Raw genomic sequence first — 24,597 nt, forward strand, 5'->3', positions numbered from 1 at the left:
GGCTCCCGGGGCCGGGCTTTCCCCCGAAACCGTGCCCGTGTACCACGAAAGCGTACATATCCGTACGTTTTCGTGGTACACTCCGCTTGTCGGACAAATCCGTACGGTTTTGTCCCGACGCTCCGAGACTCGGGGCGCGCCGGACCGGATGCGGCGAGGCGCGCCCCACGCTAGAGAGGACGCGACCCATGCGCACGATAGCCATTTCCAACTACAAGGGCGGCGTCGGCAAGACGACGACCGCCGTGAACCTGGCGGCGATCTTCGCCGCCCAGGGCCTTCGGACCCTGCTCGTCGACCTCGACCCGCAGGCGCCGGCCACCGACTTCTTTGGCCTCTACGACCGCGCCGCCTCCGAGCGGCGCACATCGGTCGAGCTGCTCTACGGCGGCGCGCCCGTGGAGGAGGTCGCCTACGCCGCCGGGGAGAACCTCGACGTGGTGGCCTCGACCATCGACCTCGTCGACCAGAACGAGATGCTCCTGCGCGAGCAGCGCCTCAAGTTCGCCCTCGACGACGCCTCGGGCTCCTACGACGTCTGCCTCATCGACTGCAGCCCCGTGATGCGCAGGCTCGCCTTCAACGCCTACCTCGCCGCAGCGGAGGGCGGCATGGTCGTCATCCCCGTGAAGCTCGACTCCACCGTGATGCGCGGCACGGCGCTCACCGTGGAGGCGACGCGGTCAATCGCGGACGCCCTGCGCATGCCCACGCCCCGCTGGAAGATTCTCCGCACCTGCGTGCCCGGCCGCATGACCAACGCCGAGGCCACGGGCGCGGCCGTGCTCGACGGGTTCTTCCCAGAAGAGCAGTTCGAGACGGTCATCCACGCGAGCAGCAAGGTCTGCGAGGGCAGCTGGCAGTGGAAGCCGGTGGCGGCATTCGAGCCGGGGAGCCGCCCCGCGCGCGACTACGAGGCGCTCGCCGACGAGGTGTCCCGTGAGCTCGCCTAGTCAGGTGGCCGCGGGCTTCACCATCACGGGGCTTCTCGACGGCGCGTCGCGCACCCGCGGGCGCTACCCGGTGTCCGAGATCGCGGTGGCAGACATCGCCGACCACCCGGCGAACGCCGCGTACTCCATGGACCCGGCCGGCATAGCGGAGCTCGCCGAGTCCATACGCCAGGACGGCCTCACCGACCTGCCGCTCGTGCGAAAGGTCGGCGACGGCTCGTGGCAGATGGTCTCCGGGCACCGCCGCAAGGCAGCTTACGCGCTGCTCGCGAAGGACGACCCCGCCTACGAGAGGATGCCCTGCCGCGTGATAGAGGGCATCGACGACGAGCGGGCGGTGACGCTGCTCCACGCCGCGAACTACTTCACCCGCGCGCTCACCGTGACCGAGCGCGCCGCCGCGACCGAGGCGCTCAGGGGCGACGCCGTGCGCCTGCGCTCCGAGGACCCGTCGCTTTCCGGCATGCGCGTCGACGACGTGAAGGCCGCCATCATCGAGCGGCAGACGGGCCGCAAGGTCTCCGGCAAGACCATCGCGCGCGAGGAGAGGCTGGCCCGCCGCATCGCCGAGGACCTCTCGCCCGAGTGGGCCGCAGAGGCCGACCGCGGCAACCTCAGCGCCGAGGCGGTGCGTTCGCTCGCGGGCATGCCGAAGGAGCGCCAGGCGGAGATGCACGCCGCGATGGAGCCCTGGCGGCGCACCAAGCGCGAGCTCTCCGACTACGTGAGGAGCGAGGGGAAGGCGCAGGCTGGCCCCGACGGGCGCATCGCGAAGGCCGCGAGGCTCGTCGCCGACTTCCTCGAGAGCCCGCCCGAGAGCCCGAGTGCGGCCGACCTCTCGCTGCTGCGGGAGATGGCGCTCATGACCGCGCCCTACGCGGAGGCGGGCGCAGGAGCCCAGAAGGTTCGAAGAAGGGCCTCACACTCGAAATCCAGCAAGTAGCCTATGGCGTCCGACACTTCGGTCGGGCGTCCATAGCACTTGGGGACCGGGCGGCCTCGGATCCGTCATGCCGCGGGCCGTTCGGGAGCCCGCTTTCGCGAGGCCCGGTCCCAGAGGCGGTGCCCGAGCCGGGCCGCCGCCTGCGGGGGATCCCCCGCGCCCCTAGAGAGACGCGCCCGCCGCACGGCGGGCGCGAGGAAAGGAATCCGCCATGGAAGAGGAAGCCGGCACCGCCAAAGGCAAGGAGCGCCGCGTCACGTTCCGCATGGAGGGAGGCGACTACGACGCGCTCTGCGAGCGGTGCGAGCGCGCCGGCCTCAGCAAGTCGGAGTACCTGCGCTACCTCGTGCGCATACCGCTGTCGACGGAGGCCAACGCGGGAGACGAGCACCGCATACTCGTGGACCGCAGGGCCCTGTGGGCGATGTCGCGGGAGCTCACGAAGTGGGGCTACCACTACAACCAGGCCGTGCACGCGATGAACCTCATCAACTTCCACGCCCGCCACGGGCACGTCGACCGGGACCTCGTCGCGGAGAGCATCCCGACGATCGAGCGCGAGCTCGCCGACGTGAACGCCGCGGCCCGCGAGATGACGGCGGAGCTCGGGCGCATCGGCGCCGACTCGCTCGTGGAGGGCTCGCCATGCCGATCCTGAAGCCGATAAGCGGCCACGGCTCAACGGGCGGCATCCGCCGCTACCTCGAGAAGGGAGGCCGCGCCCTGGCGCGCGACCTGTTCAACCTGAGCTACGACGAGCGCGACGCCGGCGCGCTGGGGGAAGACGCCAAGGAGGCCTGCGCCTGGGACGCCGAGATGGACGCCACGCGCGCCGCGTTCGGCACGGACGCCCCCTGGAGGGGAAAGCCCGCGCGGATGTTCAAGCACTTCGTGCTCTCGCCGGACCCCGGCGACGACATCGACCTGGCGGCGCTGCGCGAGCTCGCGTGCTCGTGGGCTCTCAAGCACTTCGGCGACCACGAGATCGCCATCGTGTACCACGACGACAACGCCCGCAGCATACCGCACGCGCACATCGTCGTGAACAACGCGAACCTCCGCACCGGTTACCGCATGCAGACCCAGCACCCCGAGGACCTCAACCGCGACCTTCAGGACATGGCGCGCGAGCGCGGGCTGTCGGGGCTCTCCAACGACCGGGCGGCCGTATCCCCCTCGAAGGCGCGCGGGCATGCCGGCGCGGGCGGGCCCAGGAGCCGCAGGAGCGTCTACCTGGGCCGTGTCGAGAAGGAGATCATGCGCTCGGGCGGCTACTCGTGGGTCGGCGACATCCGCGCCCGTGTCGCGCTCGCCAAGACCACGGCGCACGACGAGGCGGAGTTCCTCGGCGTCCTCGACGCCCTGGGCGTGCACGTCGCCGACAACTCGGCCAAGGCGAGGCGGGACGACTGGGTGTTCAGCCTGGCCGAGGAGCCGTCCAAGAAGGTCAGCGGCGAGCGGCTGGGGTTCGTCTACGGCAAGGAGATGCTGCGCCGTCGCTTCGAGCGCGAGGGAGCTTACCGCCCCACGGACTCGAGCGCCGCGCGCATCCGTGGGGCCGCCGAGCGAGCCCTCGAGCTCAACGACCTCTCGGAGCTGAGCAGGCTCTCCTCGGCGCTCGAGACCTGCGCGAAGTTCGACGTCGAGTCCATCGAGGAGTTCGGTCTCAGGATGTCGACGCTCGAGCGGCGCGGCCAGGCGGGCGGCGAGGGCTATCGCCGCCTCGAGGCTGCGCGCGCCTACATGGCAGAGAACGGGCTCATGCCCCTCAAGACCCGATACGGGAACGATGGCGGGCGCGGTGCGGCCGAGGGAAACTTGCGCGACGGGCGCCGCGGGGACGAGCAGCAGCGCATACTCGCCGCCGAACGCCAGCGGACCCAGCAGGACCAGCGCAGGGAGAGGGGCCGGAGATGATGGCGAGGATAGAGTACGAGGACGGCAGGACGACGCTGTTCGACACGCTCTCGTTCACGGAGGGGTCGCCGTTCACCGGCGCGAACATGCTCACGGAGTTCGAGCTCGAGATGAGGGATGAGCCCGAGAAGGGGCTCTGGCTCACGGCGAACTGGCACCAGGTGCGCGACGACTGGCGTGTCGACGCGCCCGCGGACGGCATACCGGCCGCGCGCAGGTCCCGCGGCTGGCGCTTCATGCTGGCATCGGAGGCCGAGCTCGGGCGCGCCCGGCGCGTCCTGCTCGACGGCGAGGAGGCGTTCGCCCGTGTGCGGGGATATCTATGTGATGCCGCTGCGATTTCCGCTTGCTACCGCGAGCACGTGGGCCCTCCCTCAAAACCGCTGAAGTCGCAGATAAGGGACCTGCAGCGCGCTCTGGGGAGGGCGGAGGTCCCGGGCGTGCCCGACGAGCTGGCGAGGCTGCTCGCGGAAGAGAAGGAAGAGGGCGCCGACGAGGGCGCCCGCAAGGTTAAGGAAGATTGGGGTGACGTCGATGAAGAGGCTTGGTAGGTTCCTCATGGCGGCGCTTAAGGTCACGCTGGGCTTTTTCGTCTGGCTGTTCCGCGCCGTGTTCAAGTGGGTGATGTGAGAAGAGGCGGGCAATTGCCCGCCTCTTTCCGTTGTGCGATTTCGATTTCCCACGGCTAGTCCCGGTCGTCGTCGCCGGCTGCGCAGCAGGCGTAGGCCGTGAGCGTGAGGAGCCCCATGAGGAGCCCTATTCCGAAGGGCGCGAATCCCATCCTTCCACCTCCTTCGCGTAGACGACGGTGCGCGAGTTGCTCGTCTGGTAGCTGCACGTCACGAAGGCCCAGGCCTGCGCGACGTCCGAAGGCTCTTCCAGGACGACCTCGCAGCGGGACAATTTGTCCCCGAGGTAGGCGTCGAGAGCCGCCGCGTCGGCGAAGTCGGTCCGCTTGCCCTCCGAGCTCGCGTCTACCACGTCGGCCGCGAAGACCTCGAGCTCGATCTCCTTCTCGCGGGTGAAGACCCGGATGGTGCGGTGCCCCTCGGCGAAGCCGCGCGACGAGTACTGCGCGAGCGGCGCGAACATGGTGCCGTCGGACATGTGGTGCCCGTAGACGATGACGAGCGGGCTCTCGGCGCCCTGTGCGCACCCGGCGTCTATGTAGGGAGCGCCCCAGACTGAGCGCTCGCCGCCGGCTTCGTGCGTGAGGTAGAAGTCGGGCGATTCAGGCCGGCCCTGTACGATCGGGTAGTCGACGGTCGTGCCCGGCACGCGCACCCATGCGACGACGGAGGCGGGAAGGGCGTCCCAGTCGATGCCGTCGCCCGCCTCTTGCGCCCCCATCGCCGCGCCCTCTTCCGTTGCGGGCACCTCGTGCACCCCGTACGGGTTCCTCTCGGGCTGCGGCAGGACGGCGAGTGTCCCCATCGCCAGCAACGCCACGGCGACGGCGAGCGCCGTGGCGGCTTTCCCTTTGTTCATGTCCTCCCCCGTTCGCAGGGGAGGCCCCGGGCGAGCGCCCAGGGCCTCCGGTTCGGTGTCGATGCAGAGCCGCTACTCTTCCGGCTCTTCGGCAGGCTCTTCGGCTGCCGCGTCCTTGCTTGCGCCGGCCGTCTTGCGCTTGCGGTACGCGAGCGCTCCGCCCGCGCCCGCCGCAGCTGCCAGAGCGATGCCTGCGGCCACGGCGTAGCCGGTGCCGTCGGGGGCGTCGGCCCCGGTCTTGGCGTAGGGCTCCTCGGGCACCTCGGGCGTGTCGGGGTTGTCCACGACGACGCTCTGCTCGGCGGAGTCGATGTCCTCGTGGGTCGCAACGACGTTGCCGGCAGAGTCCAGGACCTTCTCGAAGACGACGAGCTCGTCTCCCTCGGCCAGGCCCTCGGTGTCGAACTCGAAGGTCACCTCGACGGTGCCGGAGGGCGCCTCGGGCTCGAAGGGCGTGCGCGCGGTCACCCCGTTGCCGTCCTTGTCGAGGAACGGATCTCCGGTGCCCTTGTTCATGAGCGTGCCCACGGCGATGTAGGTCTCGCCGGGGACGAGGCCCTTGTAGGCCACCGTGTCGACGACCTTTGCCTTGCCGGCCTCGATGACCTGGTCGCCGTCGGCGGCGTCAGCCGCCTGCGTGCCCACCTCGACGGCGACGTGGACGGTCTGGCCCTCGTCGGAGAGGTCCGCGTGCGACGCCACCTCGGCTCCGTCCTTGCGAAGGCTCTCGAACACGACCAGGTCGCGGCCGCCGAGCAGGCTCGCGTCGAAGGAGATCTCGACGTCCTGGCTGCCCGTCGAGAGCGCGGGCGCGAACTCTGCCTTGGCCTCCACGGGCATGCCCGAGGCGTCGGCCACGGGCTCGCCGGTCGCCTTGTCGACGAGGGTCGCCGAGAGCTCGTACTCCTCGCCGGCCTTCAGGCCCTCGTAGGCGACCGCGTCGACGACCTTGGCCACGGCGTCGGCCGAGACGTCCTTGTCGCCGTCCGCCCCGTCCTTTGCCGTGGTGGAGATGCGCGGGCCCTCCTGGTCGTCGAGGCCCATCCACACGGCCTTTGCGACCGTCGAGTCGCGATCGATCCAGAAGCTCCTCGTGATGAGCTCGAGGCCCTCGTTGGCATCGCAGCGCAGCTCGGTCATGGTGTAGGCGCCGTACGGCAGTGCCGCCAGCGAGTCGTCGACCGGCGCCGAGGAGCCGTCCTCGCCGAGCGAGAACCAGATGCCGGCCTTCGGGTCCATGTCGGCGGCAGCAATCGGGCCCTCATGGCCGAGCAGGGCGTCGTTGGCGTTGGTGTCCCTCGAGTGCCTGTTCCAGCTGCTCGCGGTGGACGCGTCGCCGTTGCGGTCCGTCACCAGCACGTGCGTCTCGCCGGTGGCCGCGTTCTCGATGGCGAACGGGACCATGAGGCCGGCGTTGTCGGACTCGCTCTTCTTGGAGAGCTCGAGGTCGTTGCGCACCACCTGGTCGCGGAACTCGAGCGCGGCGCCGTCCGCGGAGGCGCTCACGATCTCGCCGCCGGTGCGGACCTCGAAGGTGCGGGGCTCGCCGTCGGTTAGCAGGTAGCTCCCGTTCGTCGCCGTCTCCCGCACGTCGTAGGTTCCGTACGGCAGTGCGTTGGCCGCGGTCTGCGCGGTGTAGGCGCCGGCCTCGTCGTTCCATGCGGTGGTCAGCGTGGCCACGGCTTCGCCCGGCTCGCGCCATTCGCCGTCGACGAGGACCTTGTGCGCCGAGCGGTTCGTGACGGTGAACTCGATTCCGTCGAGGCCGGGGTGCTCGCCAGGCGCCTCCTTGTGGCCGCTGCCCGCGAGCGCCTCGGACGCCTGCAGCTCCTTGTCGGACTTGGTCACCTGCACGCCGCCGCGGAAGACCTCGTCGGTCACGGGGTCGCCCGTGAGGTCGCGCACCTCGTCGGCCTTCACGGTGAACGTGACGGAGGCGTCGCTGGCGTCGTAGCCCTCGGGCGCGCCGGACTCGACGATGCGGTAATTGCCTGCGGGAAGTGCGTCGGCGCCGGTCGCGGCGACGTGCGACCCGTCCTCGGGCGCGGTCTTGATCGTGGCGCACGCCTCGCCGTCGGCGTAGTACTTGCCGCCGACCAGCACGTAGCGGCCGGTCTCGTTAACGACGGAGAAGCTCGCGCCGTCGAGCGAGGCGTCGCCCTGGGGCTCCGCGCCCGCCTCGGAGTCCTCTTTGGCGACCTTGACGCCGCCTGCGGACCAGCTGAAGCTCACGAGCGTCTGGGAGCCGCCGCCGGTCCTGACGCAGAACGCCTCGAACCCGGCGGAGACCTTGCCGGCGCCCGCCTTCATCTTGGCGAAGGTCCCGCCGATCAGCTCGGATTTCGCCCAGGAGGCGAACTCGGCGCTCGTGCCGTGCGTGGCAGCTGACTCGGACCCAGAGTAGGCGTAGGCGATGAGCACATGGCTCGCCGCGGCGTACTTCGCGTCGTCCCAGCCGCCGCCGTCGTACCAGCTGCCCGGGAACATCGACGCGTCGAAGCCGGGAGAGCCGAACGAGTACCAGATCGCCGCTGTCACGTCGGCGTTCGGCACGGGGCTCGTCGAGTAGGAGCCCGGCGCGGGCGTCGGGGACGAGGGCTCGGCGCAGTAGGCGATGTTCCCGTCGGCGCTCATCCACGTGGTGGCGAAGCCGCCGTAGGGGATCTTGCCGCCGATGGACACGTCTACCGTGCTCGGCGCGGCGTAGGCGGGCGAGGCCGCCACGGAGGCGAGCAGCGCCCCCGCCGCCAGGATGAGCGCCATGGCGCATCGGAGGAGCTTTTCCTGCAGGGTGCAGTCTTTCGCTGCGTTCATCTTTCCGCCTCCCTATCTCTCGACGCTTCGCTCTGCGCGGGGCGCCTCGTGCTCGGCGGCGCGGCTCGCCTGGCGGGCGTGCTCGGCGCGCTCCGCGAGGTAGCGCGAGCGCCCTGCGTCAACGGCCTCCTTGAGCTGCGCCGGCATGACCTTCACGGTGTCCTTGACCGCGCGGCCGTCCTCGTCGAGCTCGGGCTGGCCGTCCGGGCCCATCACCGTCTTCCTCAGCCACACCTCGCGGTTCGCGAGCAGCGGTATGTCTCGGAAGTCGGCCCCCTTGAAGCGGCTCTCGTTCACGAACATGGGGCTGAACTCGTAGCCTCCCACGTCCACGCCGTCGACGACGGTGCCCTTGGGAAGGGTCGCCGAGTTGAAGGTCCTGGCCTCGCCGGTCGCGCGGTCGGTGTACTCGATTCCCTCGCGCACGAAGCTCTTGTGCAGCGAGAGGTACACGTTCTTCCTCTCTTCCATGTCTTTCCTCCTTTTCGTCGTTCGTCTGTGCTTGTCTTCTTCCGCCGGGACGCGTGCCCCGGCGCGGCGCCCCTATCTCATGGCGACCGCCTCCTTCCTCGCTTTTCCGTTAGAAGCCGCTCACGATGTCGCGCGCCCAGGAGCCGCTCTTCACGAGGGCCAGGATGAGCAGCACGCACATGGCCAGGTACTGCAGCGCGTAGGTGAGCCCGTTTGCGACCGCGTCGGCCGGGGTGCCCGTCCCGGGGTTCGCCCCGGTGAGCCCGCCGAGCACGAGCGGGAACGATATGAGCAGAACGAGGATGATGACGCCGGCGATGCAGACCGCCCCGAAGCTCTTCAGGTAGCCGAGGCCTATCTGGCGCGTGGCGTCCATGCCGAGGAACGCCAGCGGGATCGGGGCGAACGCGGCCATGATGTAGAGCTGGAGCGCGCGGGCCCAGCAGACCACGAGGGCGATGACGTAGGCTGCCAGCACCACGACCCAGCTGATGAGGCTCACGACGAGCATGGCGATGAGCGACGGGATGTCGTCGTCGGTGGTGACGACTGACACCTCGGGCAGGTCGAGCGCGCCACCGGCGCCGAAGAGCGCCTCGACTCGGTCGATGGCGAGCCCGCAGACCTCGTAGATCGACGCCATCAGGTCGAAGCTGTTCTGTATGAGGAACAGGAACACGGCGAAGAACACGAGGAGGAAGACGACCTCCTTGACGCCGGGGAGGCTCTGGCTGCCGTCCATGCGCTGGGAGATCTCGATGAGCTTCAGGGTGAAGACCAGGCCGAGCACCCCGCACCCGATCGGCAGGATGGCCACCTGCCACACGCCGCGGGCGACGTCGTGCATGGTCAGGTCGCTCGAGCTCGTGAGCATGTGCGCGAAGTCGGCCGAGAGGATCCCGTTCGCGCCGATCGACCCGAGCACGCCCGTCTGCGCCTTGAACATCCAGTTGCAGCAGTCGCGCAGAAGGCCGCACAGCCACTCGTTGACGTCCCCGGCGATGTCGGCGTATGCCGGCTGCGCTGGGACGAGCAGGAGCGCGCAGAGGGCGAAGGCGGTCGCGGCGGAGATGGCGAAGACCCTTCGGCGTCGCGATTCAAGCGCCCGCACGGCTACATCGCCTCCAGCGAGCCGCCGCGCGAGACCACGGTGACCACCGTCGAGGCGGGGTCGTCGAGCGTGAAGGTCGTCGACGCGACGTTCCCGGCGTAGTCGAGCCACACCTCCTTGTCCCAGGTGGCTCCCGTCGCCTGCGGGGACACCTTCGCCGCCTTCCCGGCGACGGCCTCCTCGATGGAGGCGGCGTCTGCGCCCAGCGCCTCGGAGAGGCGGTCGTCGGTGCCGGTCACGGAGAACGCTCCGTCTTGCGCCTTCTGGGGCGCGTAGGCCTGCGCCAGGAGGTCGCAGGCCAGGGTGCGGTTGTCCCCGTCGCCCGAGACCTGGATGAGCGACAGGCCTCCCGCCTTGTCGCCGGTTCCCTTGACGTCGATGGGCACGCTGAGCACGCCGCCGGCCTCGGAGGGCTCCTCGGCGGAGAAGAACCAGGCGCGCTCGGTGCCGCCTGAGCTCTCCACCATGGCGCCCTCGACGATCCGCAGCGTGGCGGTCGGGTCGTCGGCGCCCGTCCACGCGGTGTTCCAGAGCGCCTCGGCGCCCGAGGCGGCCTTCCCGGTTGCCGCGTCGGCGCCTGCAGCCGCGGGCTGCTCTTGCTCCTGGGGACTATCCTGCGCGCCTTCCTGCGGGGCGATGGCGCAGCGCGCCGCGCCCGCGCCGAGCGCCACGACGAGCGCGCCTGCCGCGACGGCGGCCATGACCCTTGACTTTCCCTGCATTGGTTTCTCCTATCTCGCGGTGAGCGCGCAGCTGAAGCTGCCGATGCCGCTCGCTATGCGGCACACGTCGCCCGTTCGCGGCTCGTGTATGTACCTGTCGTCGCCGATGTAGATGGCCACGTGGCCCGAGCGGTAGAGGATGTCGCCGGGCTTCGCCTCCGAGAGCGGTATGCGCCTGAGCTCCTCGTACTGGGAACCCGTGTAGTGGCTTATGCGGATGCCCGCCTGCGCGTAGCAGTACTGCGTGAGCCCGCTGCAGTCGAGCGCCTTGCCGGGGGTCGAGCCTCCCCACACGTAGGGCACGCCGAGCTGGCTGTACGCCGCCTCGACGATCGCGTTCCCGTTCGCGGCCGGGTCCTTCAGGTCCTCGACCGTCATGGAGTCGAGCCGGTAGAGGCCCCATTGCGCCATGATCGACTTCAGGGACTCGACGTAGGACGAGTCGGTCGCCCAGCCGGCGTCCTTGAGCCCCTCGGCCATCCTGTCCGAGTCGTGCCTCTCGATCGCCTCGCGGATGAGGGCGTTGCCCGAGTAGCGCTCCGCCTGCAGGAAGACCCTGCTGCGGAAGCGGATGCACTCGGCGTCGCCGGTGAAGCGGATGAAGCTCGCCGTGATCTGGGTGTGCTCGCCGGGCACGTACTCCTCGCTGGTGGCCCAGTTCGCCTTGCCGGCCACCTCGGGGCAGCCCGCGTAGCCCGACCACCACTTCATGCCGAAGAGGTTGTGGTCGCGCTCTGCGAGCCGGCTCATGCGGTCGCCCTGGCCGGACTCCTGGATGATCTGCGCGATGGTGCAGCCCGCCGGGTGCCCGTACTCCTCCTGGCACTCGAGCGCCGCCTCGACCATCTCGTAGGTGATGTAGGGCGGCAGCCCCTCGAGGCCCTGCTTGGAGGCTGCGTCGTCCCAGAAGCCGAACAGCGCGCTCAGCAGCTGCGCGACGGCGAGCGCGCACGCGACGAAGGCCACGATGCCGGCCACCGCCCCGAGCAGGGCGGGCGCCGCGCCCGAGACCGCGCCCGCGATCGCGGAGGCGGCGCCCTTCGACCCCGCGGCGCGGGCCGCCTCGCCCGACGCCTGCGCCGCCGCCTGGGCCGCCTGGTGCTTGGCCGGGGCGGTCGCGCCGGCTGCCTCGGGGCCGCGCGCGCCTCCCTTTGGGGCGCCGAGGGCGGTCGCCGCCTTGCGGCTGCCCCGGGCGGCTTTCTTCGCCTTCCTCTGCCGCAGCCTTCCCGCGGCCTTCTTGGACGCGCGCCCCGCGTCGTACATGCCCGAGGCGCCCTCGAGCTCCTCCGAGTCGTCGAGCTGGGAGACGGCCTCCCGGGCGATCGCCAGCTTCGCCGCATCGACGCGCGAGCGCATCGCGGCCGCCGCGCGCCGGTCGCCGGCTGGTTGGGACAATTTGTCCCCGAGCCCGCCTTCCGGCGCGTCGGGCCTGGAAGGGCGCCCCTTCGCCGTTGCGGCGGGGCCTCCCGCCTCGTCGAGCGGGCCGGCACCCTCCGAGACGTTTCCCAGGGCGTCGCGCTCGGTCTCCGCGACGTCGCCCGCGGTGAGCACGTCGCGGCGCTGCGCCCCGACCACCTCGAGCATCCCGCCGCCCTCGCTCGGGCCGGCCATTCCTATTCCTCCGCCTCTCGCGCCGCCCGGCGCATCTCGCGCTCGGCGACCTCGGAGGGCTTGGTGTTCCACAGGTCGTAGAGCGGGCCTTTAGGGAAGTCGTCGGTGATGGGCACGCGGATCCCGGCGCTGATGAGCAGGCCCTCGCCGGGCTTGACGGCGTCGCCGATGTAGCCGCGCTCCGTGGCGGAGAGCTGGAGCATCTCCGCCCATGCGTCGAGGTCGGCGGTGGACTGCTTGTGCAGCAGGAAGAACTCGGAGTTGAGCACCATGTCGCGGGCCTCGGCGTTGGCCAGCATGTGGCTCGTGTTCTGGCTGATGCCGGTGCAGATGAGGCCGAACTTGCGCCCCTCGCGCCACAGGCGGGCGAAGTACTCGACCACCGTCGGGTGCGCGAAGAGGCTCTGCACCTCGTCGATGTAGAGCCAGGTGTAGTTGGGGCGCGGCGGCGTGACCATCACGCGGTTGCGCACCATCTCGAGCGCCGTGATCATGCCGAACACGCGCATGTTCTGGCCGAGGCCGTGCATGTCGATGTTGGTGATGCGGTTGTCGAGCGCCACGTTGCTCTGGCCGTTGAAGAAGGAGAACGCGCCCTTCACGTAGCGCTCGTAGCGCAGCGCGATGTCGGCGGCCTCGGGCTCGGGCTGCGCGAGCAGCGCCGCGTGGAAGTCGCCGAGCGTGGGCAGGCGGCCGTGCTTCGCGCATTCCCGGTACGCCTCGCCGACGCAGCGGGCGATGATCGAGCGGTCGCGCTCCGGCAGGCCCTCGCGGCCCTCGGCCATGAGCGCGCTCGAGAGCGCGAGCACCGCGTCGGTCTTGTACGCGAGCTTGGCGGCGTCGGCGCGGTCCGCGACGTCGGCGGTGTCGAGGGGGTTGAGCACCGCCGAGCATCCCGGGGCGAGCTCGACGTTCGCGCCGCCGAGCGCGCCGACGAGGTTGCCGTACTCGCCGGCCGGGTCGAAGATCACGACCTCGTCCTCGGGGTGCGCGAGCACGGTGTTGGTTATCTCGCGCTTCACCGAGAAGCTCTTGCCCGAGCCGGGCTTGCCGCACACGAAGCCCATGGGGCTCGCCAGGCGCTTGCGGTCGCACAGCACCAGGTTCCCGCTCTCCTTTGACTGCCCGTAGTAGCCTCCGCCCGCCTCGTCGAGGCTCTGGCTCGCGAAGGGCATCTGCATGGCCACCTGCCCCGTGGTGAGGTAGCGGCTCACGGTGACGTGGTTGTCCCCGAGCGGGAGCACCGAGTTGAGAGCCTGGCGCTGCCGGAAGTGGAGCGGCTCGAGGCCGATCGTGCAGCCCTGCGCGACGCTCGTCACCTGCTGGACGCGGCGGTCGAGCTCCTCGAGGCTTTCGGCCCAGGTGTAGACGAGGCCCGTGTAGACGAACAGGCGCTCGGACTTGTTGCGCAGGAAGTCGAGCAGCTCCTCGGCCTCCTCCTTCGAGAAGCGCAGCTCGGGCGGCAGGATCTGGTAGTCGTAGCCCTTCTTCACGGCGCTCATCTGCTCGTCGATGATCTCCTTGTCCATCCAGTCGATCTGGCGCTTCACGAGCGCGAGCGCCTCGCTCTGCGCGATGGGCTGCACGTGCAGCGTCACGCTGAGCGGCAGCGGCAGGTCGATGATGGAGGCGAGGTAGGTCTCCTCGATGACCGACCCGAAGCTGCGCACCGCGAGCACCGCGCCGTAGCGCCCGTCGCTGCGGAAGCAGTCGGACCTGCCCTCGGGCTTGAAGTCGAGCGTGGAGGGCATGACGAAGTCCTTCGTGCGCGCGCCCGACGTCGGGGACAATTTGTCCCAGGAGAACTCGAAGCGCGACCCCGGGCGCAGCTGCCCCTGCAAGAGCTCGAGCCTCTCGGCGCCGTCGAGGGCGCGCGACGAGCAGCGTATGCGCGCGAGCGTCTGCTCCACGTCGCCCCGGATGCGCGCGAGCTTGGGCACCGCGGCGTCGACGTCGTCGGCGCCCACGGCGTAGGTCAGGTAGCGGTGGCGCACGAGGTTCGAGACGCCCTCGCGCATCTTGTCGTTGAGGATGCGGTTGTACTCTTCGGCGAGCCCGGCGGTGGCGCGCTCCCCGGGCTCGAAGAAGACCTTGCGGCCTACCTCGTCTGCGGGGATGGGCGCGTTCACGACCTGGAGCTGCACGTGGGAGTCCGCCGGGAAGTAGTTGAACAGCGAGCTCATCACGGTGAAGGCCGTCTCGCGCGCCTCCTTGCGCGCGGACTGGTAGCTGATGTCGGAGAACTCGAGCGTCTGGCTGAACACCCCTGGCATCACCTGGGCGATGCCGTCCCTGTACATGGCGTCGTAGCCGACGTAGGCGGCCATCTCGCGCGAGCGGTCGCGCTCTCGGCGGCGCCTCTGGCGCTCGGCCTCCGCGCCCTTCGAGGCGTCCTTGCGCCCGCCCGTGCCGCCGAGGAGCAGCCCGAGGGTGCTCGGGCGCTTCGGCCTATTCTCCTTGTTGGTTCTTGCTCGGCTCATAGAGCTCGGCTCCTTTCTTCCTGGCCCTGCGCCTCGCGCGCCGCCCCGGGCGGCCCGGGCGCGGCGAGCCCTCGGGGAGGCTCCCGGCGAGGCAGGGCTCGTACGCGAGCAGCTGCGGGGAGAGCTCGTGGGCCGCCAGGAGCGGCAGCAGCTCCTCGGCGCGCATGCCGAAGGGCCGCCAGAACCCGGCGAGCCAGAACGGCATGCTGCAGAGCATGATCGGGAAGGCCGCGTCCGCGACGTCGGCGTGCAGGCCAAGGTGGACGAAGGCCGCCGCCCCGACGGCGCTGCCGAAGCCGAGCGACACGCAGACGAGCGTGCGCAGGCTCATCTTCCCGACGATCTTCTCCTCGTACTCGCCGATGTCCTTCTGCACCGGTATCCGTAGCGCCATCCTCGACGCCCCCTATGCCGGCAGCCAGGACGTGTCCAGCTGCCCGAAGTAGACCGACGCGGCGATGATGATCGCGCCGCCGGCGATGGTGGAAATGGCGGTCGCGATCTGCGGGCCGCCCTGCTGCTCCCTGATGGCCAGGCCGAGCGAGACCGCTCCCCACACGACCAGGAAGCCGCCGAGGAAGGTCACGCAGCCCGACACGAGCTTGATGACGTTTGCGAGCATGCTGCTCTCCTTTGCTTTCGGTTGACGATGTTCCTTGCTGTTCCTCCCCCGCGGCGGGGGAGGCCCGCGCCGTCGCGGCCCCGTCACGAGGCGCCGTCCTTCCGCCTGCGGTACTCCGCGAAGTCGAACGGGCCGCGGCGCGCGGCCTCCTCGAGCAGGCTCGAGCGCGGGTGGCGCTCGAGCCGGTACTTCCGGTCCATGAGCGGCATGCACCCGTTCACGAGCACGAGCGCGTCCTCGCGCGGCATGCGCGCCACCTCGGCGGGCTGTATGAGGTCGCGCTCGGAGATGCCGCGGTTCACGGTCCGGGTCCAGCCGGCGCCCCGCGAGTCGCTCTGCGTCTCGCTCGCCACCGTCTGCTTGCCGGCCATCTTGCTGATCTCCTCGTTGGTCTCGTTCGCCTTGCCGCCCAGGTAGAGCAGCGTGTCGCAGGCGTTCACGATGGTCTCGGCGTTGTTGTCGCCGTAGGTCTCCTTCAGCTGCGAGAGCGACTGGGCGATCATCGAGACGGCGATGTTCCTGCTGCGGGTGACGGCGATGGTCCGCTCGAAGTCTGGTATGCGCCCGATGTTGGCGAACTCGTCGAAGACGAAGTGCACCGTCGTGGGCAGCGAGCCGCCGTGCGCCTCGAGCGCCTCGGCGCAAAGCGCGCTCACGGCTGTGTCCATGAGCAGGGCGAACAGGAAGTCGAAGGTCGAGTCGGTGTCGCTCATAGACGCGAAGAGCGCGACCTTCGCGCCCTCGTCGCCCATGTGGGCGAGGTCGAGCTCGTCTTTGGAGGTGAGGTCGCGCACGGCGCGGATGGAAAGCGGCTTCAGGCGGACGTTGCAGCTCGAGAGCATCGACTTCATGGTGTCGCCGGCGGCCACGCGGAACTCGCGGTAGCTCGCGAGCGCGAAGTCGTCGGGGGGCGCGGGCTCGCGGACCTTGACCCACTCCCAGGCGCCGTCCTCCTCGGAAAAGCCGCGCAGCGACCCGCCGCCCTCTGCCGCCGCGCCGCCGCGCCTGACGTAGCGCTCGCCGGTCTCCAGCTCGCGGAACACCATGTCGAGCGGGCTCATGTAGCCCGGGTCGTCGCGGGCGTCGGCGAGCGAGAGCAGCGTGAGCAGCCCGTCGAGGTTCCGGTCGGCGGGCTCGCAGTGCATGACGAGGTAGGCCGTGAGCGCGGTGTAGACCAGGCGCTCGGCCTTCTCCCAGTAGGGGTCGCCCTTGTGGTCGGCCTCGCCCTCGGTGTTGGCGACGATGCCGCGGGCGAAGCGGATGACTCCCGCCTCGTCGCTTATGTAGGCTATGGGGTTGAAGCGCATGGAGCGCGTGAAGTCGATGGTGTCGAACGCGCGGATCTCGTAGCCGAGCTCCGCCAGCGCGCCGCCCATCTCGCGGATGAGCGTGCCCTTCGGGTCGGTCACGAAGAAGCTGGCGTTGGCCTGCAGGAGGTTCGGCTTGACGTAGTAGCGCGTCTTGCCGGTGCCCGGGCCGCCCACCACGAGCACGTTGTCGTTGGTGTCGGTGGAGAGGTCGAACCTGCGGCTCACGAGGCGGATGCGCGCGTTGTCGGTGAGGATGATGTTGTTGTCGGGATCCTTGGCATCGCCGAAGGGCGCGATGTCCTTGCGCGTGGCCCACCTGGAGCTACCGTGCTCCTCGCCGTCGCGCCGGGCGCCCTTGGATCCCATGGAGCGCGCCCAGGCGACGAGCGCCGCGCACGCGCAGGCGGTCCCCGCGCACAGGGGAAGCGCCTCCGTTGAGAAGACGTGTCCCGCGCGGAGCGCTGCCGGGATCGCCGCCATGGCGGCCTCCGGGTCGAGGATCGGGTTCGCGCCCGACGCCGCTATTGCCGCGGCCGCTGCGTCTCCCATGGCGAACGCGGCTGCGGCCAGCGCGGCCGCCGCCTGCCACCTCATCTCTCGGGCCCCTCGATCTGGCGCGGGCCGCGGTCCCGGCCGATGTCCTGGCTGTGGGCCCTCGACGCCTCGCGCGCACGCTCCGCGCGCTCCGCCAGCCGCTCGGGCTCCTGGCGCCTCTCGGCGATCTCGGCTAGCCGCTCCCTCGCGCGGTCGGCGGCCTTGCCCGTCTCTTGCTCCAGCTGGCGGAAGGCCTCGTCGACCTCGGGGGCGTCCTCCATCTTGAAGAGCAGCCAGTCGCGGCCCTCGCCGGGGATGATGTGGTGCTCGACCGACGCGGCGCGCAGCTTGTCGGAGACGACCTCCTTGATCGTCGCGTACTCGGGAAGCCCAGAGAGCTCCTCGAGGCTGAGCTTCGCGTAGGTCGGCACGCCGTCGGCCGCGATGGCCTCGGCGCGCCCGCCGGCGATGGTCCCGCGGATTCCCGCGAGGCGCTCGGAGAGCTCCCTCGCGCTGCGCGCCATTGCCTCGGCGCCGGCCTCCTGGCCGATCCTCAGCATCCAGTCGAGCAGCTTGCCGCCCGCCTCGTCCCCGTAGTCGCTCGCCATCCCGCGCCTCCCTTCCAGTCGAGATGAAAAAGGGGCGCCTTCGCGCCCCGGTCGTCCCTATTCGGCCCCGACGGCCCTCTCGCGCGCCATTGGGGCGCGGGCTTCCTGCCCGGCGTGCGCGCGGCTCGCCTCGCGGGCGGACGCGGCGCGCTGCGCCAGCGGCTCGGGAGACTTCTCGTGCAGATGGGCCCACTCGCCGCTGCGGCACTGCTCCGGCGTCGCCTCGCACATGTCGCGCATGGCGCGCTCGAACCGCTCGGGCTCCTGGGCGATGGCGCCGAAGCTCCAGCTCTCGAAGCCGGTCCACGCGTCGCCGTCGCGCTTGAGCGTCCACCACTCGTCGCCGCCGTTCACCTGCTGGATGAACGCGAGGTCGCGGTAGCAGAACCCCTGGCGTATGGCCCAGTTGCCCGAGCCCAGCGCCTCGCGGAGCCTGTCGACGCTGTCCGTGCGGGAGAACTCGTAGGGGTACTCCTCGAGGAACGGGTCGTCCTGCCAGTCGAAGCCGCCGACCTTGAGCCAGCCGTTCTCCTGGCACTTCTCCACGAGCCCGTCGTGCTCGCGGCCGGTTATCCTCTCGAAGCCGTCCATGGGCCCTCCGCCTTTCGTTTGTTGCTTGGCGGGCGGCGTCCTCGCGATGGGGGCACGGTGCGAGTCGGAGCAGACGTGCGTGCTGGCGCGTCGGCGCCGCCCAAGACGTGTATAGCGATTTCAATTGCGTCGGAGGGCGGGGCCGCCCGCGATGGGTCGAGCTGGGTCGAGCCGTCCGCGCCTCCACGGGAAGCGCACAAGCTAGCCGAGCCGGCGCCTGTCCCTTCCGCCCAGGTAGACGGGCCTGCAGGTCTGGGAGATCCTGCTCGCGATCGCCTCTGCCGTTACGCGCTCGCCGCGCCTTGCGAGCCTGTCCGCCAGCGCGCCGGGCGCGTAGTTCGACGTGACGATGGTCGGGCGCATGTCCTCGTAGCGCGCGTCGAGCACGCTGAACACGGTGCCGACGGACCATTCCGTCGCGTCCTCCTTGCCGAGGTCGTCGAGCACGAGGACGTCGCACTTGGCGTACCGCGCGACGGCGGCCTCGGTGCCGCCCTCGTCGAACGTCGCCTTCACGCGCTCGAGCATCCCCTTGGCGGTCGTGAAGGCGACCTCGTAGCCCGCCTCGGCGAACAGCCTGGCCACGGCGGAGGCGGCGTGCGTCTTGCCGGCGCCGACGCCCCCGTGTATGTAGAGCCCGGCGCCCCCGTTGCCTGCGAACGAGGCGATGTACTCGGCGAGCTCCGGGCGGTCGGCCTCGGCGGCCCAGTAGCGCCTGGGGATGCCCGCGCGCGAGAGCGCCTTCTCCCGACGGACCGCCTCCTCCTTGGCGGCGAGGGCCGCGCGCCTTCGCGCCTCGGCCTCCCGCTCGCTGGCTGCGCCCTCGCACGGACAGGGGGCGGCGGAGACCCAGGCGACCTTTCCCGCCAGCGCCGCGCCGAGCGGATCGAGGGCGGCGCCGCAGTGCGGGCACGCCCTCGGCTCCGGCTCGTCGAAGGAGAGCCCGGCGGCCCGGGCCTGCTCCAGGGTGATGAGTCCCGCTCGGTCCATCGGGCGCCCCTTCCTTATCTTCTGAAGTCCTTGTTGTCCCTTTTGCTTATTGGGTGGCATATCGTCAGGGGTTTCCCTGTCATCTCGTCAGGGGTTCTGGCTGCGAACCCCGACGGTTCGTCACCCTTGTTCGCGGCGAACCCTGTCATTTCGTCACCCCTTCGCGCCGGGAACCCTGACGAACCGTCAGGGGTTGCCAGCGCTCCGGGCGGCAGCCTCTCGCGCACGATGCGGTACCGCTTGGTGGCGTGCCCGCGCGCCGGGGCGTGCATGCCGCACTCCTCGATGAGGCCCCGGTCGAGCAGGTCGCGGATGGCGCGGTGGACGCTGCGCTCCTGCACGTTGAGGAAGCGGGCCAGGCCGCCCTTGCTCTCGAAGTAGCCGCACCCGGCGTCGCAGAAGCCGAAGATGCGCGCGTAGACGAGCAGGGGAAGGCCGGAGAGGCCCAGGTCCGCCATCATGAAGTGCCGTACCGCCGTGAACTCGCGCGGGGAGGGGCCGTCGCGCCCCTTCGGGCCTGCGGCCGCCATCGGCGCTAGCCCCTTCTGGGCGAGCCGACGACGCTGTTCCGCTCGACCCACGCGACGAGCTCGTCGTGCAGCACGATGCCGTCGCGCGTCTTGCCGCCGATGTAGCGGATCGGGAACGGGTCGTCGGGGTCCTTGGCGAGCCGGTACATGGCGTCGCGGCTGATGCGCAGCATCGCGCACGCCTCGTCTGCGCCGAATATCGCGTTGGTCGATGTTATGAGCCTCACCTGGCTCCTGCTAATGCTCTTGGTCATGGTCGTCCTCGAGCTCCTTTCGTCTCGAGGCTCCCTCGCGTGCCCGGCCGCGGGCGGCTCCCGGGGCGGTCGCCGCCGTCATTTCCTGCCGCTCCTCGACTCGATGTAGGCGTCCACGGACGCCCTCGAAACCAGGAGCTTCCTTCCGAGCCTGTACGAGTCGACCTCGCCCGACCAGATGAGGTCGTATGCCTTGTTTCGGCTCGCCCTCATGTACTCCTGCATCTCGATCACCGTCATCCACTCGTCGCGGGCCCGGTCGCCCTCGGGCGCGGCGCATTCGGCTGTGCGTGCCATGGTTCCTCCAATCTTCCCGTGCGGCACCGTGCGGGCACGCCGCGCGGCACAGCGTCCCTTTTCGTCTGCGCGACGATTGAACCGCCTGATGGCGATTGGCGCGCCCGACGGGAGCGGAGACGGGTCGAGGTGGGTCGAGCTGGTCGGGCCTTCACGAAACGGCCATGAGCCGCGGGGCTTAGCTCTCAGCTAAGGTCCTGAAAAGTAAAAGGCGCCCATGCGGGCGCCTGCCTAGGAGCGAGGTTTGTTCGGTTGTGGTCGGAGTGCTCGTCTTCCGCGGTGCTGTCGTCCGGGGTCCGGCATCTGTCGTTCGCCTCTTCTGTCGTGTTTGCTGTTGCGTGTTCTGCGAGCGACCTTGCGCGGGCCTGCCGGCCCGTTGCCCCAGGTGCACCCGGATAAATGGTACCCATCCGTTGGGACATGGACATTGCGGGAGGGTTGTCTGGGCAAGCTGGGATGGACGAGCGGCGTGGCTCTAAATGCAATAATTCGAGCTAAGGGGCCTTGTGCTCGATTTTGTAAAACGCGAGTGCGCAATCGACTCGACGATTTCCCCGAACCTTTTCCGAACCAATGGGGAGCGAATGCGGAAGCCATTGAGGCATGCAAAAAATAGGGGCAAAAAATAGGGCAGAATCGCTTTCACGATCCCGCCCCGCAAACCCGAGGGTTTCTAACTGGAACCTATTATGCAGCTAAATGGCGTCTTATCAACCCCTGCGTAACAGACTCCATTGTCGGTAAACGCTCCGCCAAGGGCTGATCGCCTCTCTAGACGAGCTTTTTGCGCGTCTCCTTCAGTATGCCCTTCTTGAAATCGGACCACTTGCCGAAGAACTTCTCGTCCGTCGCGGTGGCGGTGTGCTCCGCGTATTTGATTGCCGTGAGTTCCATGGTGCAGATGTAGTCCGCCGCCTGCGAAAGCCGGTACTCGGAGGGCTGCGCCGATCGGTAGACGACGGCGTCCTTCGACAGCGCGTACTCGATTGCGCGGTGCAGCGACTCGGCGATGGAGCGCTGGCCGTTGTCGTAGTAGACCTTGACCATATCGTAGGATTGCAGCTCCGCGAGGTTGTCGAACAGGAAGTTCACGATATCCCTTCGCATCGCCCCCGCGAGCTTGTCGAGCGAGGCGAACTGCTTGGTCGCGTATGCGAAGGTGTGGTACTTCACGGGCATGTGGCGGAAGAAGACGCGGAACGAGCCGAGCATCATCTTGCGCGTCCTCAGGTCGAGCCCCGAGTACTGGTCCTTGCCGTTCATGAGCGGCGACGCATGAAAGGGTATGTCCGGGAGCCCCTTGGCGCGAAGGGCGCCCTCATATGCCGCGATCGAATTCGCGATGTTTTCGGATTGGTCGTGCATGACGACGGTGAGCAGGTAGTGGCGGTCGGAGAGGCCGTCGCTTCCCGACTCGTCGACGAAGATGCTGAGTTCTCGCATTGTTCTCCTGGATAAGAAAAAAGCCGGGGAAAACGTCCCCGGCACTTGGAAGCCTTCCTAACGGAAAACCAATTACCTTATATCATGTACTGTCCGGAAATTCAAGGGAGCTCGAAGCGTTTCCAGACGTCGGCGGAATCTCAAAGCCCGCTCGCCAGCTCATGGGCAAGCCACCTGAGACTACTCACTTTACCCGCGGACGACGAAGAGCTGCGACCTGCGGTTTTTCAACCAGCATGAAAGCCGCCCGCGTTAATTCACTTGCGATTGCAGCTGGCGGCTTGCACGCTAAAGATCGGTTGAGTTTCAAAACGGGCGTTTTCGGCGATATCGAGCGTCCAAAGGCGACTCGCCGTGCCCTTTGGGACAAAAACAAAAACTCAAAGCCCTGAGTTTGAAAAAAGTTTTTAGAATTGTCCCAGCTTTTGTCCCCGAAGCCGACGAAACGCGACATGGTGTCACCTGGCGGTACTCGGCTCGAGGCGGCACCGAAAACTGGGTGCAACTGGAGTGACGGGACGCTAGAACCGAAGCCATCGAGTGGGAGTAAGCCGATAGGGCTTTGACCTGCACTTTTGAGTTCTGCACTGTGCCGCTGAGTTTCGTTTCGTACGAGAGTCACGGCAAAGCCACCAGCGACATTGGTGAGTAAATCCGATTCTCGAGCCTCCGTCCCCATGTTGGAACGGAGGCTTTTTCTTTGCCGTTTTACTCCCTTTCACCTGCGATTTCGCCATTTACTCCCCGTGTTTCAAGATGGAAGCGTTTGGTTGCGAGCCACGCCGCTGTGAGGGCCTGAGTCGTCAGGCCCCGCACAGGGGGACCGCGATGGTGGCCACCGCGCCGCCCGAGGGGCTGTTGGCGAGCGAGACGGAGCCCCCGTGGGCGCTCGCGGCCTCGGAGGCGGCGTGGAGGCCGAGCCCGTAGTGGCGGCCTCCGTCGCGCGAGGAGCGGGAGGAGTCGTCTGTGAAGAGGCGCTCGCAGCCGCGTTCGAGGGCGGCGGGAGAGAAGCCCGGTCCGTCGTCGGCCACCTCGATGACGAGGTGGCCGCCCTCGACGTCGCAGGAGACCGCCACGCGCGAGCGCGCGTGCTCGGCGGCGTTGGCCACGAGGTTCGCGGCGGCTCGCGCCAGGGCGGTTCGGTCGAGCGGGGCCTCGGGCGCGCCCGCGACAGCAGGGCCCGTGGTCGCGTCGAGCGTCACGCCTCGCGCCCGGGTGATCTGGGCGGCCTCGGCGAGGACCTGCTCGCAGAGCTCGGCCGGCCGCATGGGGGCCCTCTCCGCCCCGCCGGACCCGCGCGAGGCCTCGATGAGCAGGCGCACGTAGCCGTCGAGCCTTTCGACACTGCCGGCTATGTCGCGCGCGGCGGCCGCGAGGTCGGCGTCTTTCTCGTCTTCCAGCTCCTCTGCCACGAAGTCGGCGTTGGCGCGCAGCACGGTGAGCGGCGTCTTGAGGTCGTGGGCGAGCGACGCCACCTGCTCGCGCTGCCCCCGCTCCGCGGCCCAGCGGGCCTCGAGCGACTCGGCGAGGGAGGCCCGCATGGCGTCCATCGCGGCGAGGACGTCGTTCACCTCGCGCACGTTGGTGCTGCCGACCGCGAAGTCGAGATCCCCCGCGCCGACGCGCCCCGCTGCCTCCGCGAGCGGCGCCATCTTGCGCGAGATCACGCGGCTCGCGCGGCGCGCCACGAGCGCGAGCGCGAGCGCGCTTCCCGCAGCGGCGCCGACGAGCATGAGGTTCTGCGGGTTGGGAAGCAGGCCGGCGAGGTCGCGCGAGACCCACTGCGGCAGGTACTCGCTGACGAGTGCGCAGGCCCCGCCGCCCTTGAGCGGGAACGCGGCGTAGGTGAGGCCCGAGCCCCCGCCCTCGATCTCCACTGTGCCCGGATCCGCGGCGAGTGCCGCACGGGCCATTTCCGTCGCGTCCTCGAGCCGCGTGCCCTCGAGGTCTGTCATCAGCACGTATCCGTCCTTATTCAGGATGAGGTAGCGGTACGCCGTCGGCACGTCCTGCTGCCCGCAGACGCCGTCGCGTGCCAGGCCCTCCGCGACCTCGCGCGCATTGGCCGGCCCCCAGCTTGCCTCGTAGACGAAGCCCGCGTCGATCGCCGCGGAGAGCGCCATGAACGCGGCGAGCCACGCCGTGGCGACCGCCGCGAACGCGTAGGCGAAGTAGCGCGCGATGACGAAGGAGAGCGGCATGCCCCCGCGACCTCGCGCCCCGGTCCTCAGAGCTGCCACTTGTACCCCATCCCCCAGACGGTCGCGATCGGATCGGCGCCGGCCTCGGAGAGTTTCCTCCGGGCGCGGCTGACCTGCATGGATATGGCCGCGTCGTCGGCGTCGCTCTCCCAGCCGAGCACCGCCTCGCGTATCTGTGCGCGGCTCATGACCTGCCCGGGGTGGCGGGCGAGGTACTCGCAGATGGCGTACTCGGTGGGCGTGAGCGGCACGGCCTCGTCGCCCACGGCGAGGCCGCGCGCCCCGAGGTCGATCCGCACCTCCCCGAAGGAGAGGGCGTGCGAGCGCGGCCGGCGCTCACGGCGTAGATGGGCCGCGACCTTGGCGCGCAGCTCCGCGGCCCCGAAGGGCTTGCGGACGTAGTCGTCGGCGCCCAGGCCGTAGCCGGCCACGGCGTCCTCCTCGGCCACGCGCGCGGTCAGGAAGATGATGGGCCCGTCGAAGTCCGGGCGGATCTGCCGCACGAGCTCGAAGCCGTCGAGCCCCGGCATCATGACGTCGCAGAGCACGAGGTCGAAGCGCGAGAGGTCCGTCCCCGGGACCGCCGTCGGGTCCGCTGCCTTGACGACCTCGTGGCCGTCGCGGCCGAGGACGCGCGCGAGCGCGTCGAGGATCGCCCGCTCATCATCCACTGCCAGTATCCTCGCCATGTTCGACCTCCTGAAACT

At 69.5% G+C, this 24,597-nt stretch carries 25 protein-coding genes; 5 read left to right on the forward strand and 20 right to left on the reverse strand.

Annotation, left to right across the window (positions count from 1 at the left end; translation table 11 throughout):
- Window positions 1-188: 188 nt before the first annotated feature.
- From GXM19_RS10025 to GXM19_RS10045, 5 genes are all read left to right on the forward strand, one after another.
- On the forward strand, window positions 189-953 hold the full coding sequence (locus GXM19_RS10025; RefSeq protein WP_115596168.1) for a ParA family protein: 765 nt from the start codon (window positions 189-191) through the stop codon (window positions 951-953).
- Window positions 940-1,896: a ParB/RepB/Spo0J family partition protein gene (locus GXM19_RS10030; protein WP_040358737.1), complete on the forward strand. Its 957-nt coding sequence runs from the start codon at window positions 940-942 to the stop codon at window positions 1,894-1,896. Before GXM19_RS10025 ends, GXM19_RS10030 begins: the two co-directional genes overlap by 14 nt.
- Window positions 1,897-2,107: 211 nt before the next feature.
- Window positions 2,108-2,554, forward strand: a complete 447-nt coding sequence (locus tag GXM19_RS10035; RefSeq protein WP_006234649.1) for a hypothetical protein — start codon at window positions 2,108-2,110, stop codon at window positions 2,552-2,554.
- Entirely contained in the window at window positions 2,542-3,813 is a 1,272-nt protein-coding gene (locus GXM19_RS10040; protein WP_006234648.1) for a relaxase/mobilization nuclease domain-containing protein, read from the forward strand. The genes GXM19_RS10035 and GXM19_RS10040 overlap by 13 nt, the downstream gene beginning before the upstream one ends.
- A complete protein-coding gene (locus GXM19_RS10045) occupies window positions 3,810-4,364 on the forward strand; it encodes a hypothetical protein (RefSeq protein WP_006234647.1) in 555 nt (184 codons plus the stop codon). Before GXM19_RS10040 ends, GXM19_RS10045 begins: the two co-directional genes overlap by 4 nt.
- A gap of 205 nt (window positions 4,365-4,569) precedes the next feature.
- Here GXM19_RS10045 and GXM19_RS10050 read toward each other — a convergent pair whose 3' ends face one another.
- The 20 genes from GXM19_RS10050 to GXM19_RS10145 form a co-directional block, all read right to left on the reverse strand.
- Window positions 4,570-5,301: a class B sortase gene (locus tag GXM19_RS10050; RefSeq protein ID WP_006234645.1), complete on the reverse strand. Its 732-nt coding sequence runs from the start codon at window positions 5,299-5,301 to the stop codon at window positions 4,570-4,572.
- 72 nt (window positions 5,302-5,373) lie between these two features.
- The gene (locus tag GXM19_RS10055) at window positions 5,374-8,115 is read right to left on the reverse strand and encodes a VaFE repeat-containing surface-anchored protein (protein ID WP_006234644.1); all 2,742 of its coding nucleotides are present in this window, start codon (window positions 8,113-8,115) and stop codon (window positions 5,374-5,376) included.
- 12 nt (window positions 8,116-8,127) lie between these two features.
- Window positions 8,128-8,586: a hypothetical protein gene (locus GXM19_RS10060; RefSeq protein ID WP_006234643.1), complete on the reverse strand. Its 459-nt coding sequence runs from the start codon at window positions 8,584-8,586 to the stop codon at window positions 8,128-8,130.
- A gap of 109 nt (window positions 8,587-8,695) precedes the next feature.
- Window positions 8,696-9,697: a VirB6/TrbL-like conjugal transfer protein, CD1112 family gene (locus GXM19_RS10065; protein WP_040358735.1), complete on the reverse strand. Its 1,002-nt coding sequence runs from the start codon at window positions 9,695-9,697 to the stop codon at window positions 8,696-8,698.
- A gap of 2 nt (window positions 9,698-9,699) precedes the next feature.
- Window positions 9,700-10,398, reverse strand: coding sequence for a hypothetical protein (locus GXM19_RS11020; RefSeq protein ID WP_006234641.1), 699 nt, complete (start codon window positions 10,396-10,398; stop codon window positions 9,700-9,702).
- Between the two features lie 30 nt (window positions 10,399-10,428).
- Window positions 10,429-12,030, reverse strand: a complete 1,602-nt coding sequence (locus GXM19_RS10075; RefSeq protein ID WP_203572366.1) for a glucosaminidase domain-containing protein — start codon at window positions 12,028-12,030, stop codon at window positions 10,429-10,431.
- 2 nt (window positions 12,031-12,032) lie between these two features.
- The gene (locus GXM19_RS10080; RefSeq protein ID WP_006234639.1) at window positions 12,033-14,510 is read right to left on the reverse strand and encodes a VirB4-like conjugal transfer ATPase, CD1110 family; all 2,478 of its coding nucleotides are present in this window, start codon (window positions 14,508-14,510) and stop codon (window positions 12,033-12,035) included.
- Window positions 14,479-14,904, reverse strand: a complete 426-nt coding sequence (locus GXM19_RS10085; RefSeq protein WP_006234637.1) for a PrgI family protein — start codon at window positions 14,902-14,904, stop codon at window positions 14,479-14,481. The genes GXM19_RS10080 and GXM19_RS10085 overlap by 32 nt, the downstream gene beginning before the upstream one ends.
- Window positions 14,905-14,916: 12 nt before the next feature.
- Window positions 14,917-15,132 (reverse strand): hypothetical protein, encoded by a 216-nt coding sequence (locus tag GXM19_RS10090; protein WP_006234636.1) that lies wholly within the window; start codon window positions 15,130-15,132, stop codon window positions 14,917-14,919.
- Between the two features lie 83 nt (window positions 15,133-15,215).
- Window positions 15,216-17,036 (reverse strand): VirD4-like conjugal transfer protein, CD1115 family, encoded by a 1,821-nt coding sequence (locus tag GXM19_RS10095; protein ID WP_006234635.1) that lies wholly within the window; start codon window positions 17,034-17,036, stop codon window positions 15,216-15,218.
- Complete coding sequence (locus GXM19_RS10100; RefSeq protein ID WP_006234634.1) at window positions 17,033-17,584, reverse strand: hypothetical protein; 552 nt, start codon at window positions 17,582-17,584, stop codon at window positions 17,033-17,035. The genes GXM19_RS10095 and GXM19_RS10100 overlap by 4 nt, the downstream gene beginning before the upstream one ends.
- A gap of 57 nt (window positions 17,585-17,641) precedes the next feature.
- Entirely contained in the window at window positions 17,642-18,175 is a 534-nt protein-coding gene (locus GXM19_RS10105; protein ID WP_006234633.1) for a hypothetical protein, read from the reverse strand.
- A 201-nt stretch (window positions 18,176-18,376) separates the two neighbouring features.
- Window positions 18,377-19,165, reverse strand: a complete 789-nt coding sequence (locus GXM19_RS10110; RefSeq protein WP_006234632.1) for an ATP-binding protein — start codon at window positions 19,163-19,165, stop codon at window positions 18,377-18,379.
- A 14-nt stretch (window positions 19,166-19,179) separates the two neighbouring features.
- The gene (locus tag GXM19_RS10115; RefSeq protein ID WP_006234630.1) at window positions 19,180-19,695 is read right to left on the reverse strand and encodes a helix-turn-helix domain-containing protein; all 516 of its coding nucleotides are present in this window, start codon (window positions 19,693-19,695) and stop codon (window positions 19,180-19,182) included.
- 5 nt (window positions 19,696-19,700) lie between these two features.
- A complete protein-coding gene (locus GXM19_RS10120; RefSeq protein WP_006234629.1) occupies window positions 19,701-19,949 on the reverse strand; it encodes a helix-turn-helix transcriptional regulator in 249 nt (82 codons plus the stop codon).
- 78 nt (window positions 19,950-20,027) lie between these two features.
- The gene (locus tag GXM19_RS10125) at window positions 20,028-20,246 is read right to left on the reverse strand and encodes a helix-turn-helix domain-containing protein (protein ID WP_006234628.1); all 219 of its coding nucleotides are present in this window, start codon (window positions 20,244-20,246) and stop codon (window positions 20,028-20,030) included.
- Window positions 20,247-21,017: 771 nt separating this feature from the next.
- Window positions 21,018-21,689 (reverse strand): DUF3800 domain-containing protein, encoded by a 672-nt coding sequence (locus tag GXM19_RS10130; protein WP_006234626.1) that lies wholly within the window; start codon window positions 21,687-21,689, stop codon window positions 21,018-21,020.
- 184 nt (window positions 21,690-21,873) lie between these two features.
- Window positions 21,874-22,143, reverse strand: a complete 270-nt coding sequence (locus GXM19_RS10135) for a hypothetical protein (RefSeq protein ID WP_147293030.1) — start codon at window positions 22,141-22,143, stop codon at window positions 21,874-21,876.
- 349 nt (window positions 22,144-22,492) lie between these two features.
- On the reverse strand, window positions 22,493-23,890 hold the full coding sequence (locus tag GXM19_RS10140; RefSeq protein WP_006234625.1) for a sensor histidine kinase: 1,398 nt from the start codon (window positions 23,888-23,890) through the stop codon (window positions 22,493-22,495).
- 26 nt (window positions 23,891-23,916) lie between these two features.
- Window positions 23,917-24,579: a response regulator transcription factor gene (locus tag GXM19_RS10145; RefSeq protein ID WP_006234624.1), complete on the reverse strand. Its 663-nt coding sequence runs from the start codon at window positions 24,577-24,579 to the stop codon at window positions 23,917-23,919.
- Window positions 24,580-24,597 lie beyond the last annotated feature (18 nt).

The sequence above is a fragment of the Collinsella aerofaciens ATCC 25986 genome (genome assembly GCF_010509075.1).
GTDB classification, from domain to species: Bacteria; Actinomycetota; Coriobacteriia; order Coriobacteriales; family Coriobacteriaceae; genus Collinsella; species Collinsella aerofaciens.

Coding starts and splice junctions, on each gene's coding strand:
- GXM19_RS10125 (WP_006234628.1), bottom strand. CDS start 20,246: ATGGCACGCACAGCCGAATGCGCCGCGCCCGAGGGCGACCGGGCCCGC.
- GXM19_RS10075 (WP_203572366.1), bottom strand. CDS start 12,030: ATGGCCGGCCCGAGCGAGGGCGGCGGGATGCTCGAGGTGGTCGGGGCG.
- GXM19_RS10140 (WP_006234625.1), bottom strand. CDS start 23,890: ATGCCGCTCTCCTTCGTCATCGCGCGCTACTTCGCCTACGCGTTCGCG.
- GXM19_RS10090 (WP_006234636.1), bottom strand. CDS start 15,132: ATGCTCGCAAACGTCATCAAGCTCGTGTCGGGCTGCGTGACCTTCCTC.
- GXM19_RS10040 (WP_006234648.1), top strand. CDS start 2,542: ATGCCGATCCTGAAGCCGATAAGCGGCCACGGCTCAACGGGCGGCATC.
- GXM19_RS10060 (WP_006234643.1), bottom strand. CDS start 8,586: ATGGAAGAGAGGAAGAACGTGTACCTCTCGCTGCACAAGAGCTTCGTG.
- GXM19_RS10095 (WP_006234635.1), bottom strand. CDS start 17,036: ATGAGGTGGCAGGCGGCGGCCGCGCTGGCCGCAGCCGCGTTCGCCATG.
- GXM19_RS10050 (WP_006234645.1), bottom strand. CDS start 5,301: ATGAACAAAGGGAAAGCCGCCACGGCGCTCGCCGTCGCCGTGGCGTTG.
- GXM19_RS10110 (WP_006234632.1), bottom strand. CDS start 19,165: ATGGACCGAGCGGGACTCATCACCCTGGAGCAGGCCCGGGCCGCCGGG.
- GXM19_RS10055 (WP_006234644.1), bottom strand. CDS start 8,115: ATGAACGCAGCGAAAGACTGCACCCTGCAGGAAAAGCTCCTCCGATGC.
- GXM19_RS10025 (WP_115596168.1), top strand. CDS start 189: ATGCGCACGATAGCCATTTCCAACTACAAGGGCGGCGTCGGCAAGACG.
- GXM19_RS10045 (WP_006234647.1), top strand. CDS start 3,810: ATGATGGCGAGGATAGAGTACGAGGACGGCAGGACGACGCTGTTCGAC.
- GXM19_RS10130 (WP_006234626.1), bottom strand. CDS start 21,689: ATGCGAGAACTCAGCATCTTCGTCGACGAGTCGGGAAGCGACGGCCTC.
- GXM19_RS10135 (WP_147293030.1), bottom strand. CDS start 22,143: ATGTCGCGTTTCGTCGGCTTCGGGGACAAAAGCTGGGACAATTCTAAA.
- GXM19_RS11020 (WP_006234641.1), bottom strand. CDS start 10,398: ATGGCCGCCGTCGCGGCAGGCGCGCTCGTCGTGGCGCTCGGCGCGGGC.
- GXM19_RS10080 (WP_006234639.1), bottom strand. CDS start 14,510: ATGAGCCGAGCAAGAACCAACAAGGAGAATAGGCCGAAGCGCCCGAGC.
- GXM19_RS10115 (WP_006234630.1), bottom strand. CDS start 19,695: ATGGCGGCCGCAGGCCCGAAGGGGCGCGACGGCCCCTCCCCGCGCGAG.
- GXM19_RS10120 (WP_006234629.1), bottom strand. CDS start 19,949: ATGACCAAGAGCATTAGCAGGAGCCAGGTGAGGCTCATAACATCGACC.
- GXM19_RS10100 (WP_006234634.1), bottom strand. CDS start 17,584: ATGGCGAGCGACTACGGGGACGAGGCGGGCGGCAAGCTGCTCGACTGG.
- GXM19_RS10145 (WP_006234624.1), bottom strand. CDS start 24,579: ATGGCGAGGATACTGGCAGTGGATGATGAGCGGGCGATCCTCGACGCG.
- GXM19_RS10085 (WP_006234637.1), bottom strand. CDS start 14,904: ATGGCGCTACGGATACCGGTGCAGAAGGACATCGGCGAGTACGAGGAG.
- GXM19_RS10035 (WP_006234649.1), top strand. CDS start 2,108: ATGGAAGAGGAAGCCGGCACCGCCAAAGGCAAGGAGCGCCGCGTCACG.
- GXM19_RS10105 (WP_006234633.1), bottom strand. CDS start 18,175: ATGGACGGCTTCGAGAGGATAACCGGCCGCGAGCACGACGGGCTCGTG.